The organism is Xaviernesmea oryzae (genome assembly GCF_900109605.1).
GTDB lineage: Bacteria > Pseudomonadota > Alphaproteobacteria > Rhizobiales > Rhizobiaceae > Xaviernesmea > Xaviernesmea oryzae.
The window spans coordinates 88,380-103,243 of the sequence record NZ_FOAM01000004.1 but is presented as its reverse complement, the minus strand read 5'-3'; the positions used below and the strand labels follow the sequence as shown (position 1 = coordinate 103,243).

The 14,864-nt window shown below is 61.5% G+C and carries 12 protein-coding genes; 9 read left to right on the top strand and 3 right to left on the bottom strand.

Annotated features, from left to right (window positions below; genetic code table 11):
* The first annotated feature begins 21 nt into the window (after nt 1-21).
* The 6 genes from BMX61_RS05935 to BMX61_RS05910 all read left to right on the top strand — a co-directional run bounded on the left by BMX61_RS05935 (nt 22) and on the right by BMX61_RS05910 (nt 7,043).
* Nucleotides 22-1,041: an ABC transporter permease gene (locus BMX61_RS05935; RefSeq protein WP_075628550.1), complete on the top strand. Its 1,020-nt coding sequence runs from the start codon at nt 22-24 to the stop codon at nt 1,039-1,041.
* Between the two features lie 265 nt (nt 1,042-1,306).
* On the top strand, nt 1,307-2,479 hold the full coding sequence (locus BMX61_RS05930) for a glycosyltransferase family 4 protein (protein ID WP_075628551.1): 1,173 nt from the start codon (nt 1,307-1,309) through the stop codon (nt 2,477-2,479).
* Between the two features lie 29 nt (nt 2,480-2,508).
* Entirely contained in the window at nt 2,509-3,225 is a 717-nt protein-coding gene (locus BMX61_RS05925; RefSeq protein WP_075628552.1) for a P-loop NTPase family protein, read from the top strand.
* Nucleotide 3,226: 1 nt separating this feature from the next.
* Nucleotides 3,227-4,501, top strand: coding sequence for a capsular polysaccharide export protein, LipB/KpsS family (locus BMX61_RS05920; protein WP_234794609.1), 1,275 nt, complete (start codon nt 3,227-3,229; stop codon nt 4,499-4,501).
* A gap of 361 nt (nt 4,502-4,862) precedes the next feature.
* On the top strand, nt 4,863-6,203 hold the full coding sequence (locus BMX61_RS05915; RefSeq protein ID WP_234794608.1) for a glycosyltransferase family 4 protein: 1,341 nt from the start codon (nt 4,863-4,865) through the stop codon (nt 6,201-6,203).
* Between the two features lie 159 nt (nt 6,204-6,362).
* The gene (locus tag BMX61_RS05910) at nt 6,363-7,043 is read left to right on the top strand and encodes a hypothetical protein (RefSeq protein WP_075628553.1); all 681 of its coding nucleotides are present in this window, start codon (nt 6,363-6,365) and stop codon (nt 7,041-7,043) included.
* Nucleotides 7,044-7,079: 36 nt separating this feature from the next.
* On the opposite strand, the gene cysQ is transcribed toward BMX61_RS05910, so the two are convergent.
* Complete coding sequence (gene cysQ, locus BMX61_RS05905) at nt 7,080-7,898, bottom strand: 3'(2'),5'-bisphosphate nucleotidase CysQ (protein WP_075628554.1); 819 nt, start codon at nt 7,896-7,898, stop codon at nt 7,080-7,082.
* Between the two features lie 461 nt (nt 7,899-8,359).
* On the opposite strand from cysQ, the gene BMX61_RS05900 reads away from it, so the two are divergent.
* Nucleotides 8,360-9,529: a polysaccharide biosynthesis/export family protein gene (locus BMX61_RS05900; protein ID WP_075628555.1), complete on the top strand. Its 1,170-nt coding sequence runs from the start codon at nt 8,360-8,362 to the stop codon at nt 9,527-9,529.
* A 269-nt stretch (nt 9,530-9,798) separates the two neighbouring features.
* Here the strand turns inward: BMX61_RS05900 and BMX61_RS05895 are convergent, their stop codons facing one another.
* Nucleotides 9,799-10,590: an ABC transporter permease gene (locus BMX61_RS05895; protein WP_234794607.1), complete on the bottom strand. Its 792-nt coding sequence runs from the start codon at nt 10,588-10,590 to the stop codon at nt 9,799-9,801.
* A gap of 34 nt (nt 10,591-10,624) precedes the next feature.
* The gene (locus BMX61_RS05890; RefSeq protein ID WP_075628556.1) at nt 10,625-11,902 is read right to left on the bottom strand and encodes a KpsE/RkpR family capsule polysaccharide export protein; all 1,278 of its coding nucleotides are present in this window, start codon (nt 11,900-11,902) and stop codon (nt 10,625-10,627) included.
* 264 nt (nt 11,903-12,166) lie between these two features.
* Between BMX61_RS05890 and BMX61_RS05885 the strand changes: the two genes are divergently transcribed.
* Nucleotides 12,167-13,417: an aminopeptidase gene (locus BMX61_RS05885; protein ID WP_075628557.1), complete on the top strand. Its 1,251-nt coding sequence runs from the start codon at nt 12,167-12,169 to the stop codon at nt 13,415-13,417.
* A gap of 181 nt (nt 13,418-13,598) precedes the next feature.
* Complete coding sequence (locus BMX61_RS05880; RefSeq protein ID WP_075628558.1) at nt 13,599-14,825, top strand: alpha-D-ribose 1-methylphosphonate 5-triphosphate diphosphatase; 1,227 nt, start codon at nt 13,599-13,601, stop codon at nt 14,823-14,825.
* Nucleotides 14,826-14,864: the final 39 nt, after the last annotated feature.

The window sequence follows — 14,864 nt, the reverse complement described above, 5'->3', positions numbered from 1 at the left end:
CTTCATCCAGGGAGGATATCAATGACCACGAAAGTCGAAGCCCATGCCCCGGCCGCGCCGCCGGCCCCGCGCCGCCGGCTGCCGCCCGAACTCAACATCTTTCTCGTCCTGATCGGGATTGCGCTGGTTTACGAGGCGCTCGGCTGGATTTTCGTCGGCCAGAGCTTCCTGATGAATCCGCAGCGCCTGACCATCATGATCCTGCAGGTCTCGGTGATCGGCATCATCGCGGTCGGTGTCACCCAGGTGATCATCACCGGCGGCATCGATCTGTCCTCCGGCTCCGTCGTCGGCATGACCGCGATGTTTTCAGCCAGCGTTGCCCAGGCATCCACCTGGCCGCGTGCGCTCTATCCCTCGCTCACCGATCTGCCGGCCATCGTGCCGATTGCATTGGGTGTTGCCGTCGGCCTGATCGCCGGCATCATCAACGGCCAGCTGATCGCCCGCACGAAAATCCCGCCCTTCATTGCCACGCTCGGCATGATGGTCTCGGCCCGCGGCATTTCCAAGTGGTACACGAAGGGTCAGCCGGTCTCGGGCCTGACGGACCAATTTAATTTCATCGGAACCGGCATCTGGCCCGTCATCGTCTTCCTCGTGGTTGCCCTGATCTTCCATGTCGCGCTGCGCTATACACGCTATGGCAAGTTCACCTATGCGATCGGCGCCAATCCGCAGGCAGCCCGGGTCTCGGGCATCAACATCGAGTCACATCTGGTCAAGGTCTATGCCATTGCCGGCATGCTGGCCGGCCTCGCCGGCGTCGTCACGGCCGCCCGCGCCCAGACCGCCCAGGCCGGCATGGGCGTGATGTATGAACTCGACGCCATTGCCGCGACCGTCATCGGCGGCACCTCGCTCACCGGCGGCGTCGGCCGTATCACGGGCACGGTCATCGGCACGGTGATCCTCGGTGTCATGACGTCAGGCTTCACCTTTTTGCGGGTCGACGCCTATTACCAGGAGATCGTCAAGGGCTTGATCATCGTCGCCGCCGTGGTCATCGACGTCTACCGCCAGAAAAAGCGCAAGGTCTGATCCTCACAGGCCTTTGACAGCGCGGCCCCGTCTTCGGCAGAAGGCGGGGTTTTTGCCGTTCTGGCCGTTGGACGGAAAGGTCCGAAACCTTTTCCAGCGGCTCGCGATTGGCTAGAAGCGGGCTCGATGAGTTCGATTTTGACGCTTGCCACCGCCTGCGGCCGCTGCCGGGCGCACGTGTCGCAGTCAACCCGCGAGGCGCCGTCTCGGCCGCATGCATATGCATCGCCGTCATGGGCAAGGACAGGAGGCGGCGGATCCGCGCATGTACAGGCTGTTTCTCGACCCGCTGACGATCCGGACGCCGCGCGTCCTCTTCGATATATCTCGGCTCTATCGCAATCGCGGCCGCCGTTTCGGCACCGGGGTCGATCGCATCGATCTGGCGATCGGGCTCGATCTCATGGCCCGCTTCGGTGATGCATGCCATTTCGTCCATGCCGGCATGCATGGCATCGTTCTTCTGCCGCAAGCGCTTGGCCGTCAGATCCTCACCGAGCTCGACCGCGCCTGGCGCGGTGACGAGACGGCGCTGCCGGGACGGGGCGCACGTCTGTCCTCGTCGGCTCTGCCTTTCCTGCGGCGGGCCTTGCCACTCGACCGGCAGATCATCGACGAGCAGACGACCTATGTGGTCGCCTCCCATTCGGGCGTGGCCAAGCTGAAGGGCGGGATGCGCCGCCTCGATCCGCAGGCCCGCATGGCGCGGGCGGTCTATGTTCACGACCTGATCCCGATCGAATATCCCGAATATCAGCGGCCGGAAACGGCGCCGGCCTTTACACGCTATCTCGGTGCGCTTGCCGACGCGCCGCTGGATTTCATCAGCAATTCCAATGACACGGACCGGCGGCTCCAGGCCTTTGCGGCCAAGCGTGGCTGGCCGGTGCGCGCCTTCCACGTCAATATTCCCAGGCTGGAATTCACCAAGGTGGAGCATGTGCGCCCGCGCCCGGCCGTGGCTGCCTTTCTCGAGGATCGCAGGCCCTTCTTCACCATTCTCGGCACCATCGAGCCGCGCAAGAACCATCTGCTTCTGTTGAACATCTGGCGCGAGATGGCCATGCAGGGCGATGCGCCCCGCCTCCTGGTTCTCGGCAAGCGCGGCTGGGAAAATGAGAACATTGTGGACATGCTGGAGCGTTGCGACTATCTCAAGGATCATGTCGTCGAGTTCGACGGGCTGACGGATGGCGAGGTCCAGACGCTGTTGACGGCTTCGGCCGCATTGCTGTTTCCCTCCTTCTGCGAGGGGCTCGGCATTCCGCTTCTGGAAGCCGCGGCGCTGGGCGTGCCGGCCGTGGTCGCCGATCTCGAGGTGTTCCGCGAGATCGCTCCGCCCGGCACCACCTTCCTGAGCCCTCTGGACGGCCTCGGCTGGATGCAGGAAATTCGCGCCCGCATCGCGGATGACCGGCCGGCACCGAAGAGCATGTGACGGCAGGCAGGCGGCGCAGAAGGACGAGCATGTCGATCATTTTTTCTCATGTGCATAAGACGCTGAGGCGCAAGACCGAGCGCACGACGGTGCTTACCGACGCCAGCGCCGAATTCGCAGCCGATCAGCTGACCGGCGTGCTTGCGCCGCCCGGCAGCGGCAAAAGCACGCTCGCCTCCTTGTGCACCGGCAAGCTCAATGCCGATCGCGGCCGCATCAAGCGCACCTCGCTCATCTCTTTTCCGGTGGCCGGCGGGGGCATCTTCAACGGCCTTTTGACCGCGCGCGAGAACCTAGCCTTCCTCTGCCGCGTCTTCGGCTTCGATCCCGTGCCGATCATCCGCTTCATCATCGACTTCGCCGAGGTGGGCAAGGCGATCGACAAGCCGTTCAACATGCTGAACCGCGATGAGCGCACGCGCATCATGTTCACCGCCGTCTATGCGATCCCCTTCGAGATCTACATCGTCGATGGTACGCTGGTCGGCGGGCGTGCCTCCTTCCGGGAGCGTTGCGAGGAGCTGATCGCCGAGCGCATGCGCAATTGCGGTTTCCTGATGATTTCCTCATCGCCCAGCCTTCTCGCCAAATATTGCAACAGCTTTTGGGTGCTCGACAATCAGGCGCTTCACCCGGCGGAAACGATCTGGGCAGCCCAGGACCGGCTCGGACCTGAGCGCCTGCGTGAGGGCGACGGCTATGCCGAGGGCATCGAAGGCGGCGCGGACAATATGGCGCTGAACTGAGATGACGGCGGGGGAGGCCGGTGGCGCGGCGCACGACGCCCATGCCCTGCAGCGCGACGACGTGCCGGGCCGGCGGCTGACGCTGGGTATCCACATCCATGCCTGGAAACAGGCGATCCTGAGGCGCTATTTTCCCGAGCGCGATTTCGTCTTTCTTCCCTTCCATTGTAGCCCGCGGGTCCTGTGCCGGCGATGGCTGACGCCGGACATGGCGGCCCGGCGACCGGATATTCTGGTCTGGAGCCTCAACCTCCCGCCGCACGTGGAGGACTTTGCACAGCGTGCCGGGCTGAACATCCTCGTCATGGAGGACGGGTTCATCCGCTCCGCCCGGCCCAATGCCAGCCGTACGCCGCCGCTCTCGCTGGCGCTCGACAGCCGGACGGCCTATTTCGATGCACGCACGCCGTCCGACCTGGAGCGCCTGCTCGAAACCCATGATTTCGAGGCTGATCCCCTTCTGCTCGAAAGGGCCGTCGTCGGCATGCAGGTGATGCTCGCGCGGGGCTTAAGCAAATATAATGGCGCGGCGCTGACGGCAGCCGGCTCGCTCTATGGCGAGAAGACGCGGCCGCGCATCCTGGTCGTCGGGCAGGTGGACGACGATGCCTCGATCCGCTTCGGCTGCACGAGGATGCGCGCGCAGGACGAACTCGTCAGACTGGCGGTGACGGAGAATCCGGATGCCGAGGTCATCTTCCGGCCGCATCCCGATGTGGTGGCCGGCGTCAGGCCAAGCCGAGTGGATCTCCAAGACTTGGCAAAAATCTGCCGGATCTCGACCGAGCGCGCGCCGATTGCCGAAGCGCTCTCGACCGTGGACCGGGTCTACACGCTGACTTCCCTTGCCGGCTTCGAGGCATTGATGCGGCGCATCCCTGTGACCGTCGCCGGCTATCCCTTCTATGCGGGCTGGGGGCTGACGGATGATCGCTCCGGGATGACGCGCCGCCGCAGGCGCCTGTCGCTGGAGGCGCTGTTCGCCGGGGCCTATCTGCTTTATCCGCGCTATTTCGACCCGCAAATCGGTCTGCCGATCGATTTCGAGCGGGCGCTAGGCCATCTTCAGTCGCCGGATGATCGGGCGGCGATTGAATGGGAAGGCGCGCCGCAAAAGGGGGCGTGGACACGGCTTGCCGCTCAGCTCGTCTCGCCGGTCGTCGCGCGCGTGGCCACGCAGGAAGATGCTGCCTACTGCCGCGCCTTTCCCGCCTCCTTCTTCCGCGAACGGCCGGAAAGGGCATTGCGACTGCTTGGCCGGTTGCTGTTTTCCTGATCGGCGGGATCGCGATGTGTTCGGATGCGACGGCGTGGTTGTATAGGAACAGCACGTAAGACGCGGTTTCGTCTTGCATCCCGGCGCCATTGTCTGTTTTTAAGACCTTGCTCGCGGGTGATGGACGCAGGTGCTATCGCTGCGCCCAACGTCGATGCTGCCGCGGTAGGGTCCTGTCCTTGTGAGAGGGCCGAGAAGACGCAAGGACGGGCGCGGCTCCTGATCGATCAGACGCCGCCGCCGATTGACTGTATCAGTCCCTGGACCTGAGTGGGTTCGCGGAGGAAAGTGCAGCAAAATTAAATTGTTATAGCATTAGACGTTTCGATGAAACGACGATGCTGTAAGGGATCGGAGTGGAATGACCAAACCGCGAATCATGGTGGATGGCTATAATCTGGCGCTGGAGAAGGGCACGGGGATCGCCACCTATGCCCGCAACCTGTCCAGCCAGATCTCCAAGATGGGTCATAAGGTCGATCTGCTCTATGGCTTGCGCCGGGGTGTCGGCAAGGACAAGTTGTTGGCGGAAGTCAACTTCTTCGATCCATCGACCAAACCGCTCAAGGTCGGCGAGGTGGTCAGCGCGCTGTCGACGTCCTGGGCCATGCCGGTGACCGCACGCACGGTTCCCATCACCGGCAAGGTCATTGCCCGCACCGCGCAAGGCAGCCTTCCCAGCCATGACCGGATTTTGAACGCGCGCAATCTCTACCGGTATTCGCAATGGCACTTCCGCGTCTTTGGCCATTTCATGACGACGCAATATGAGCAGCCCGCCGCCATCGCGCATTGGACCTATCCGTTGCCGATCAAGCTGAAGGGGGCTGCCAATATCTATACGATCCACGATCTCGTCCCCCTGCGGCTTCCCTATGCGACGCTCGACGACAAGAAGGAATTCCTGAAGACGGTGCAGACGATCGCCAGCAAGGCGGATCATATCGTCACCGTTTCGGAAGTGTCCAAGCGCGATATCGTCGATCTCCTGGGTGTTGACGAGAGCCGGGTTACCAACACCTACCAGGCTGTCAGCCTGCCGCCGGCGATCCTTCAACGCAGCCATGACGATGTGGCCACCGAGGTGTCCTCGATCTTCGGCCTGGAAAACAAGAAATATTTCCTGTTCTTCGGCGCCATCGAACCTAAGAAAAATGTCGGACGGATCATCGAAGCCTTCCTGGCGAGCCAGGTCCACTATCCCCTTGTCATCGTCGGTCAGCTGGTCTGGAAGGATGCCAAGGAGTTGCGCCTGCTCGGCGTCCCCTCGACGCCAGCGGGCCGCAAGGCCGCCCGCGACGAGCCGCCACCGGATCCGACACTGACCCACATCTCGCGCTCCACCCAGGTCGTGCGACTGGACTATCTTCCCCTGAGCTTGCTCACATCGGTGATCCGTTGCGCGCGCGCGGTGGTGTTTCCGTCGCTTTACGAGGGCTTCGGTCTGCCAATTCTCGAAGCGATGCAGCTCGGCACGGCCGTTATCACGGGGAAGGAAGGCGCCAATCCCGAAGTGGCAGGCGACAGCGCCTATCTTGTCGACCCCTATAATGTCGGCGCCATCGCGCAGAGCCTGCGCGACATGCAGAATGACGATGCCATGGTCGCTCATTACGAGGCGCTGGGCTATCGGCAAGCGGAGCTGTTCTCGCCTGAGCGCTATGAAAAGCGGCTGGAAGAGCTTTATGCCAAACTGGTATAGCATGTCGTTGCGGCCTCAAGCGTCGTGACTGCGTTGGCAGGGTGCCGCCGCAGTCCGGGGCAGGGGCTTGACGCCCGAACTGCGGAATGACGGCTGGCGGTGCCGTCATTCCTCTGACATTTTGTCCGCCCGTTCCTGTAACGAGAGAATCGCGCAGCCATGACAGATCTATCGCCGCCTCATCCAGACGACGTGCTGGCGCGCGCGCGTGAACAGGCGGCCGCGACACCCAGCGAGCCTGCCGCTCAACTTCTCCTGGAACTATCGCAGGTGATCACGGCGCTGCAGGCCCAGCAGGTGGAACTGCGTCGCGAAGGCTTCAAGGAGGGTATTCGGGGCGCAGCCAAGGTGATCCGCAATCGCCAGGCCGCCGAAGGTTCCGCGCTGGCCGGGCTGATGAACCGCAGCCAGGAGGATCTGGACCGCTTTGCGCAGGAGGTCGAGCGGGTGGCCGAGGGCGGGGCGATTACCCTTGCCGATCTTCGCAAGCTGCGCAGCAAGATCAACAGCCTCGGCGAAGGCGATGACGAACTCGATGAGGGCATTCGCCATCTCTATTACGTCATCATCCACAGCCGGGCGCCGACCGCCGCCGATATTCCGCCGCCGGGCTCCCCGTCGCGCTCGCTCGATGTCGCCACCTTCATGGTGGAGCGGATCATGCAGGATGGATGGTGGACGCTCGGCAAAAGCGGCATGCGCGTGGAAGAAAAGCCGGTCTCCAAGGTCGGCATGTATGCCCAGCACAATCCGGGATCTCACTCGGCCGCAGATGGTCCCCTGACGCTGCTGCTTGCCCTGGTGATGACGCTGATCGACAACATCAAGCGCCAGGGGTGATGGACCCGTCAGGCCCTCGTCGGCGAGGTCAAAGCCCTATGGTGCTGTTGAAGCCTGTAGCTTTTCCCGGAAATAGCGATCCTGGTGACTGCCGCAGGCGATGAAGTGCGGATTTGCATAGTCGACGTCGGTGGCCTGCCCGCGCTTGCCATAGGTCAGCAGATGGCCATCCAGCGTATGCACGCATCCCCCGGCCGCGCGCAGCACTGCATCGCCTGCAGCCGTATCCCACTCCATCGTACGGCCGAAGCGGGGATAGACATCGGCCATGCCCTCGGCAAGCAGGCAGAACTTCAGAGATGAGCCAATCGACCGCCGCTCTTGAAAGCCGCAATCGCGGATGAAGTCTTCCGTCTCCGCCGTACAATGCGCGATGCTAGCCAGCACGACAGGACTCTGTGGTGCCGCGCGCACGCCGATCTTGAAGCGCTGCGTGATCGCGCCGTCGTCATCAGTCAGAAACTTCTCCGCCACGCCATCCACGGCGCTGTATCCCGTCTTGAACGCCGGCGCGTAAACCACGCCGGCAATGGGTACGCCCTGGCGGACGAGAGCAATATTGACGGTGTATCCGTCACGATGGCCGAGGAACTCCTTGGTGCCATCAAGCGGATCGACCAGAAAGAACCGATCCGCCGCCTCGACCGTCGCTCCGCTCGATGCGGCCTCCTCCGCAACAACGGGAATATCGGGATAGGCCTCAGCCAGATCGGCGAGAATGAGCTCTTCCGCCCGCTCGTCGGCATCGGTGGACGGGGAGCCATCCGCTTTGATGGTGGTCCGTGGACCATTGCGGGCAATCGCGACGATCTCTTGCCCGGCCCTGATGGCGGAGCCTTCAAGAAATGTCCGCATATTGAGAGTTTCCTTGTCGATCGATGCTGGACATCGTCGCAATGTCTCCTAGGCATATGTCGATGTAGAATTTAATTTTTTAGTTTCACATGCGACAGGATGTCGTGACCTCTTCCTATCAAGCTGGCCCAGCACCTTCTCCCACAGCCTGTCCATGCTGCCTGTCTTTATGGTTAAAATCAATGAAAGCCTTAGAATGCAAGTGGTTGAGCAAGGCTTACTGCATTGTACCGTCTTTGAATCAACGCAAATGAAAAGCTCTTGTTAACGGACCGGGGCCAGGGTGTGGCCGGTGGACGCGCGCCAAGCTGAGGCAAGCGGGTGACACGCTGCCTGCCTTTTGAACGAGATGGTCCCTGCAGGGTTTCCGGCCGTTGAAGATGGTGGGGCTTTGGGCTATGCAAAGTGCGCGCGCGGATAGTTTCAATTGGCGCCATGGGTTCCGGTAAACTGGTAAGTCTATGATAATCACGAAGAAAACGGTCGGTCCCCTGGCAATCTCGCTGTCTCTGGCGCTTTCTTCCTGTACGGGTCTTCCAAGTTCCGGGCCAAGCGCCGATGCGATCAAGAGCGGCAGCACAGAGCGTACGTCGCCTTACGTGCTGATTCCGGTGACGGCGACGACGCTGAGCCTGATGACGCAGATCGATCCCGAGCGGCTTTCCACGACCTTTGGCAGCGGCCAGAAGCAGAGCGTATCCCTGATCGGCGTCGGCGATATCGTCATGGTGTCCATCTGGGAGGCGTCCGACAACGGCCTGTTTTCCGCCGGCACCGGCGCGAAATCCGGCGGTACGCAGATCCCCGAGCAGCCGGTCGGCGAAGACGGGATGATTTCTGTGCCCTATGCCGGCCAAGTGCGTGCCGCAGGGCGTACGCCGCAGCAGGTCAAGACCGACATTGAGAAAGCGTTGACGCGCATGGCGGTCGAGCCGCAGGTTCTCGTCCATGTCGTCAAGAACGTCTCCAATACCGTGACCGTTACGGGCGAGGTGGCGCAGAGCGGTCTTATCTCGCTGTCACCGCGCGCCACGCGCATTCTCGACGTCATTGCGCTGGCGGGCGGGCCACGCTCGGAATCCCAGGCGCTGGCCGTCCAGATCACCCGTGGCACACGCAGCCAGACCGTGCCTCTGGAAAGGCTGATCTCCGACCCGCGCGAAAACATCTATGTCCAGCCGAATGACATCGTCGCCCTGATCCGCCAGCCACGCAGCTTCACCGTGTTCGGCGCGGCTACGGCCAATTCCTCAATCCAGTTCGATGAGCCCGAACTCTATCTGAATCAGGCGCTGGCCAAGGTCGGCGGTCTGTCCGACGAGCGGGCGGATGCCAAGGGTGTGTTCATCTATCGTACCGAGCCTGCCTCGGTCGTCGCGCGCATGGCCCCTGGCCGCACCTATCCGGGTGCAGGCAATCTGGTCAACGTGATCTATCAGATCGACCTGAAGGATCCGAACGGCTTCTTCCTTATGAAGAGCTTCCGTGTGCAAAACCGCGACCTCGTCTATATCGCCAACTCGTCGCTGGCCGAGATCCGCAAGTTCTCGACGCTGGTCAGCATGACTGCGGCCCCAGTCGCCCAGGCGGCCACCATCGGAAACACCGTGACGACGTTCGCTGGAAAGTAGGCAACGGCGGTAGCACGCGGATAAGAAGCGCAACGACCCTCGACAAGGCTGTTGAGCCTGCGGAGCTATGTCTTCTGTCACCGTGTTGGAAGGCTCACCTTGATCGTTTGGGTGCTGGCATCGAGCCATAGCACGAGATCAGCCTGCCGGCGTGATTTCAACATCTCGACTGCGTGCTTGCAGCTCAAAGATGACCCAAGCCTTATGCCAGATGCTAATGCCTAGGATTGGGCGCTCGCGTTAGGATGTAACGCGATCCGCGACGTCTTTTAGTGATGTCGGTGGTTGCGCAATGTGCGCTCAAGCGCCAAGCCGATCACCAAGGCACAGACTGTCCACACAATCATATAGTTCAAAGAGATCAAATGGGTCGGATAGGTCGGATAAAAGGCCGTCCGAAACAGAGATACGAACTGCATGATCGGGTTGAAGGAGACATAATATTTTATCTGTGGCGGCATGTATTCGGGAATATAAAAGACCGCGCTGAAGAAAATCTGGACACGCGAGAACATCCCCCAGATGAACTTCCAAAGCGGAAAGAGAAATGTGATGAAGGAATTGATTAGACCGATGCCGAAGGCGAAAAGCGTGACCAGGAAGATGAACTGGATCAGCGCCTCGTAATTGGTCGGCAGTGAGAAGCGCGATGCGCCAAAGGCGGAAGCCATGGCGAAAAATAGGCTGAATGTCAGCGTGAAAGCCAGAAACTCCACGAAAGAGCGGGCAATAGAATAGTCCAACGCGCCGACCAGCGGAATGGAGGTTACCCCTTTCGAGGCCTCGACCGCCGTTGCCGCGCGAATCGAAATCGTGCGGAAAAACAGCACGGGCATCACACCAGTGGAAATGAAGATCAGCAGGCTGTCGCCGATCATCAGCTGACGGTGCATCACGTTGAAAATGATCCAATGCACCAGGATGAAGACCAAGGCCTCGCCAAGGTCGAAAAGCTGATGAAAGGCATGCTTGCTGTTGCGCAGCCGCACTTCGCGGATCGTCAGCGCGCTGATGATCCGCAATTGGCGTGAGGTGCCAAGCAGCAAGACATTCTGCGTCATGGAGAAACAGCCTTCCTCTTGCCGTCCTGTCAGATCAAGCGTGATCGCGGATACTGTAGAAGATCAGCGTCGAAACGACCCAGATGCCGATGGCCGACAGCAGGACCAGCACCGTGTCGAAGAACACCCGCGGATAGGCGGCGATCTGCGGCATGCCGGGTTGCACATAGGTGGCCAGATAGATCTGCGAATTGCTCGCCTGCATGCGGGCATTTTCGAAGTTGGTCAGCATCGACTGATAGTATTTGGTGGCAATGTCGATATCGGTTTCGATCTCGTCATAGCGCGTCACCAGGGTCGCGCCGCCCAAGGCGCCGCTCGTGTCGTTGGTGTCGGTGATCTGCGACTGCATGAGCGCCAGCTGCTCTTCATTCGCCTTGATCTGGCTGCGCAAAACCGTGAGCTTGGGTGACTTGCTGTCCATATAGCTGGACAGCGAGGAATATTCGGATTTCAATTGCGATTGTTCGGCACGCAGCTTGGTCGATAGCTGCAGCTTGGCATCGGCTTCCTTGCGTGCATCGATCGTGCCTTGGTCGACGCGCAACGCGGTCTGCTCACGACGCAGATCGCGCAGGCGATCCGCAGCACGATCCAGCTCTGCCTTGGAGACAGACATCTGCGTCTGCCGGGCCTTTTCGGAAATTTCGTTGATGAGCTTTTCGCAGAGGACCTTCAGACCCTCGGCGATCCGCTGCGCATCCTCGGGGCGAAAAGCCGAGACTTCAACGATGTTGATGCCTGTGGTCAAATCGTAATTGGTCGAGACACGCTTTTTCCAATAGCTGACCATCTTCTCGATGGATGCATCCGGTGAGAGGCGCGACCAGCTGTCGATGTTCTCGTTCGAATAGATCGTTCGCAGGCCTACCGTCTTGTCCAAGGCCTCCACCGCATCGCGCGAAAGAATATAGTCGGACACGATGTAGCTGTTGGACATGATCACCGCCGCTTCCGCCGCCATGGAGCCGCCGCCTGTCGAAGACGGACGGACGGAGAAGCGGAATTCGGACGCATATTGCGGTGAGGCGACGAACGCGAAATAGAGCGCGCCGAGAATGGTCGGGAGGATGACCATCAGGAAGAAGGACACCGCCGTGCCGGAAATGCCGCCACTGGCCGTCTTGACGAAGCCGGTGATCTTCTCGGTCTTATAGGTGACGACGGTCTTGCGCGGGCGGCCTGTAGGCAGTTGCGGCGCGGCGTCGCGCTTTGCAGGCACACGGTTGGGACGCACATCGTCCAGCCTGAGAACCAGGGAGCCTTCTCCCTGCTTGTTCTTGGCAGTGTCCAGCTTCGCAGACGTGCTCAATCCGATCTCCTTGACAGCCCATGCGGGAAGAGCGGCGAAGCCGCCAGCCAGCTTTCATAGCAGAGGTTTGGGCGAGGCAACAGGGCTAGGGCGACATTCCGGCGAATTGAGGGCAGGATGTTGCTTCGCAGCATCCCTGTTTCAGGCTGACGCAATTCTGCGGTCTCGATAAGCAAAGTCCTCCGCCCGCCCTTCATTTTTGCCCGGAACGGGCCTAGTTGTGTCAGCCCAAACATTGCTCACCCGCTATCGGAGGCTTCTCCTATGAATGCGCTGACCCCCAACGCCGCCATCGATACCGCTAAGCTGGAAAAGCTGGCGGAGGTCGCCGTCAAGGTCGGGCTCAGGCTGGAGCCGGGCCAGGATCTGGTGATCACCGCGCCGCTCAATGCCGTTTCGCTCGTCAGGCTGATCACGCGCAAGGCCTATGAGGCCGGGGCGGGCCTCGTCACCACATTCTATGCCGATGAGGAGACGACACTGGCGCGGTATCGCCACGCGCCCGACGAAAGCTTCGATCGCGCCACCGGCTGGCTTTATGAGGGCATGGCCAAGGCCTATGCCGGCAATGCGGCGCGGCTCGCCATTTCCGGTGACAATCCGCTGCTGCTGGCCAATGAGGACCCGGCCAAGGTCGCCCGGGCCAATCGCGCCACGTCTGTCGCCTACAAGCCTGCGCTGGAGAAGATCTCCAATTTCGACATCAACTGGAACATCATCTCGTTTCCCAATCCGTCCTGGGCGCGACAGGTGTTTCCGAACGATCCCGAGCAGGTCGCCGTGTCCAAGCTTGCCGAGGCGATCTTTGCAGCCTCGCGGGTCGATCAGCCCGACCCGATCGAAGCATGGGCCCGCCACAATGGCGAACTCGCCAAGCGTTCCGCCTGGCTGAATGGCGAGCGGTTTTCCGCACTGCATTTCACCGGGCCAGGCACAGACCTGAGAGTGGGCTTGGCCGACGAGCATGAGTGGCATGGCGGCGCGTCCACCGCCAAGAACGGCATCACCTGCAATCCGAACATCCCGACCGAAGAGGTCTTCACCACGCCGCATGCGCTGAAGGTAGAAGGTCATGTGTCCTCGACCAAGCCGCTCTCGCATCAGGGCACGCTGATCGATGACATTCGCGTGCGTTTCGAAGGGGGACGCATCGTCGAGGCTCATGCGGCAAAGGGCGAGGCGGTCCTGAACAAGGTTCTTGACACCGACGAAGGTGCGCGCCGTCTGGGCGAGGTGGCGCTGGTGCCGCATTCTTCGCCGATTTCGGCAAGCGGCATACTTTTCTACAACACCCTGTTTGACGAAAATGCCTCCTGCCACATCGCTCTCGGCCAGTGCTATTCCAAATGCTTCCTGAATGGCGCGGCGCTCTCGGAAGAGGAGATCAAGGTGCGTGGCGGCAATTCCAGCCTGATCCATATCGATTGGATGATCGGCTCCGACAAGGTCGATGTCGACGGCATCGCTGCAGATGGCAGCAGCAAGCCGGTCATGCGCAAGGGCGAGTGGGTCTGATCCCGCGCAAGCGCTTGGGTTGAAGCGTGCTGTGCAGATCAAGCTCTGCGTGGCCAGCCTCAGGCAAGTCTTCCCCAAGCTGTAGCATTTCTGTCAGAAAACCGGTGTAGCGCAGGCGCTCGTGGCGCCCGCCTGAATGCGTCGTTAAAGGGGCGGTTGCTCGTTTCAAGGAGATGCTCCCATGCCCGCTTCCGATGTCTTTGTGATCGATGGCGCCACTGTCATTCTGGAGGATCGGCTGGATCGGGTGCGCATTCGCGTCGAAGCCGGTCGGATCACGGATCTGGATGGTGCCATCGAAGGGGCCGAGGTCATTGACGCGCGCGGCCTCGTGCTGGCGCCGGCTTTTGTCGACATTCATGGCGATGCCTTTGAGCGTCAGGTCATGCCGCGCCCAGGCGTGATGCTGCCCCTAGCCGCCGCCCTTCTGGAAACCGATCGCCAGCTTGCGGCCAATGGCATCGCCACCGCCTATCACGCACTGACCTTGAGCTGGGAGCCGGGTCTGCGTTCGGTGGAGACCGGCCGGGCGATCCTGAACTGCCTGACAGAGCTTTCGCCGCGCCTTCTCGTGGAAAATCGCCTGCAACTGCGCTGGGAAACCTTCTGCTTCGAAGCGATCGACCTGATCAGGGATGCTCTGAAGAGCGCACTCCTCCCGAGCATCGCTTTTAACGACCATACCTCGATGATCATGCTGGATCCGCGTGTGCCCGTGCAGGAGCGGCCTTTCGACTTCGACCCCGATTTCCCCGTTGCCGATGCCGATCATCCGAGATTTCGCACGCGCCTTGAGGATCGGGCGCGTCGGATGCAGACGACGGTGGCCGAAGCCGAAGAGGGGCTGCGCGCCGTCTGGGCCCGCCGCCCCGAAGTGCCCGCCGCCATCCTCGAGGTGGCCGCAGCCGGCAGGGCAGCCGGCGCGGCGATGCTGTCCCATGACGACAGCCAGTTGAAGACGCGCGATTATTATCGCGGGCTTGGCGCGCGCATCAGCGAATTTCCGATGAGCGAAAAAGTGGCCGAAGCGGCGCGCGCGGCAGGAGATATGCTGGTCTTCGGTGCGCCCAATGCGGCCCGTGGCGGCAGCCATCTCGGAGCGTCCCCCAACGCGGCCGAGATGATCCGCGCGGGCCTCTGCGATATTCTGGCCTCGGATTATTATTATCCGGCATTGCTTCTGGCGCTTGCCAGGCTGCATGCCGAACGGGTGGCCCCCTTGCATGCTCTCTGGCCGCTGGTGTCGCGCAATCCGGCGCAGGCCTGTGGCCTTCATGATCGTGGAACGATTGCCGCCGGCAAGCGCGCCGACCTCATTCTCATCGACTGGCCGGAAGGGCAGGCGCCGCGTGTCCGGCAGACCTTTGTCGCCGGGCGGCGTGCCTATAGCACGATGGCTGCCGGCTAGAGGATTGGACTAAAGGCGAAGCCGATCTTGGACAATGCG

What these genes read in the sequence shown, in the direction of transcription:
- BMX61_RS05935 (WP_075628550.1), top strand. Translation starts at nt 22, where the DNA reads ATGACCACGAAAGTCGAAGCCCATGCCCCGGCCGCGCCGCCGGCCCCG.
- BMX61_RS05930 (WP_075628551.1), top strand. Translation starts at nt 1,307, where the DNA reads ATGTACAGGCTGTTTCTCGACCCGCTGACGATCCGGACGCCGCGCGTC.
- BMX61_RS05925 (WP_075628552.1), top strand. Translation starts at nt 2,509, where the DNA reads ATGTCGATCATTTTTTCTCATGTGCATAAGACGCTGAGGCGCAAGACC.
- BMX61_RS05920 (WP_234794609.1), top strand. Translation starts at nt 3,227, where the DNA reads ATGACGGCGGGGGAGGCCGGTGGCGCGGCGCACGACGCCCATGCCCTG.
- BMX61_RS05915 (WP_234794608.1), top strand. Translation starts at nt 4,863, where the DNA reads ATGACCAAACCGCGAATCATGGTGGATGGCTATAATCTGGCGCTGGAG.
- BMX61_RS05910 (WP_075628553.1), top strand. Translation starts at nt 6,363, where the DNA reads ATGACAGATCTATCGCCGCCTCATCCAGACGACGTGCTGGCGCGCGCG.
- cysQ (WP_075628554.1), bottom strand. Translation starts at nt 7,898, where the DNA reads ATGCGGACATTTCTTGAAGGCTCCGCCATCAGGGCCGGGCAAGAGATC.
- BMX61_RS05900 (WP_075628555.1), top strand. Translation starts at nt 8,360, where the DNA reads ATGATAATCACGAAGAAAACGGTCGGTCCCCTGGCAATCTCGCTGTCT.
- BMX61_RS05895 (WP_234794607.1), bottom strand. Translation starts at nt 10,590, where the DNA reads ATGACGCAGAATGTCTTGCTGCTTGGCACCTCACGCCAATTGCGGATC.
- BMX61_RS05885 (WP_075628557.1), top strand. Translation starts at nt 12,167, where the DNA reads ATGAATGCGCTGACCCCCAACGCCGCCATCGATACCGCTAAGCTGGAA.
- BMX61_RS05880 (WP_075628558.1), top strand. Translation starts at nt 13,599, where the DNA reads ATGCCCGCTTCCGATGTCTTTGTGATCGATGGCGCCACTGTCATTCTG.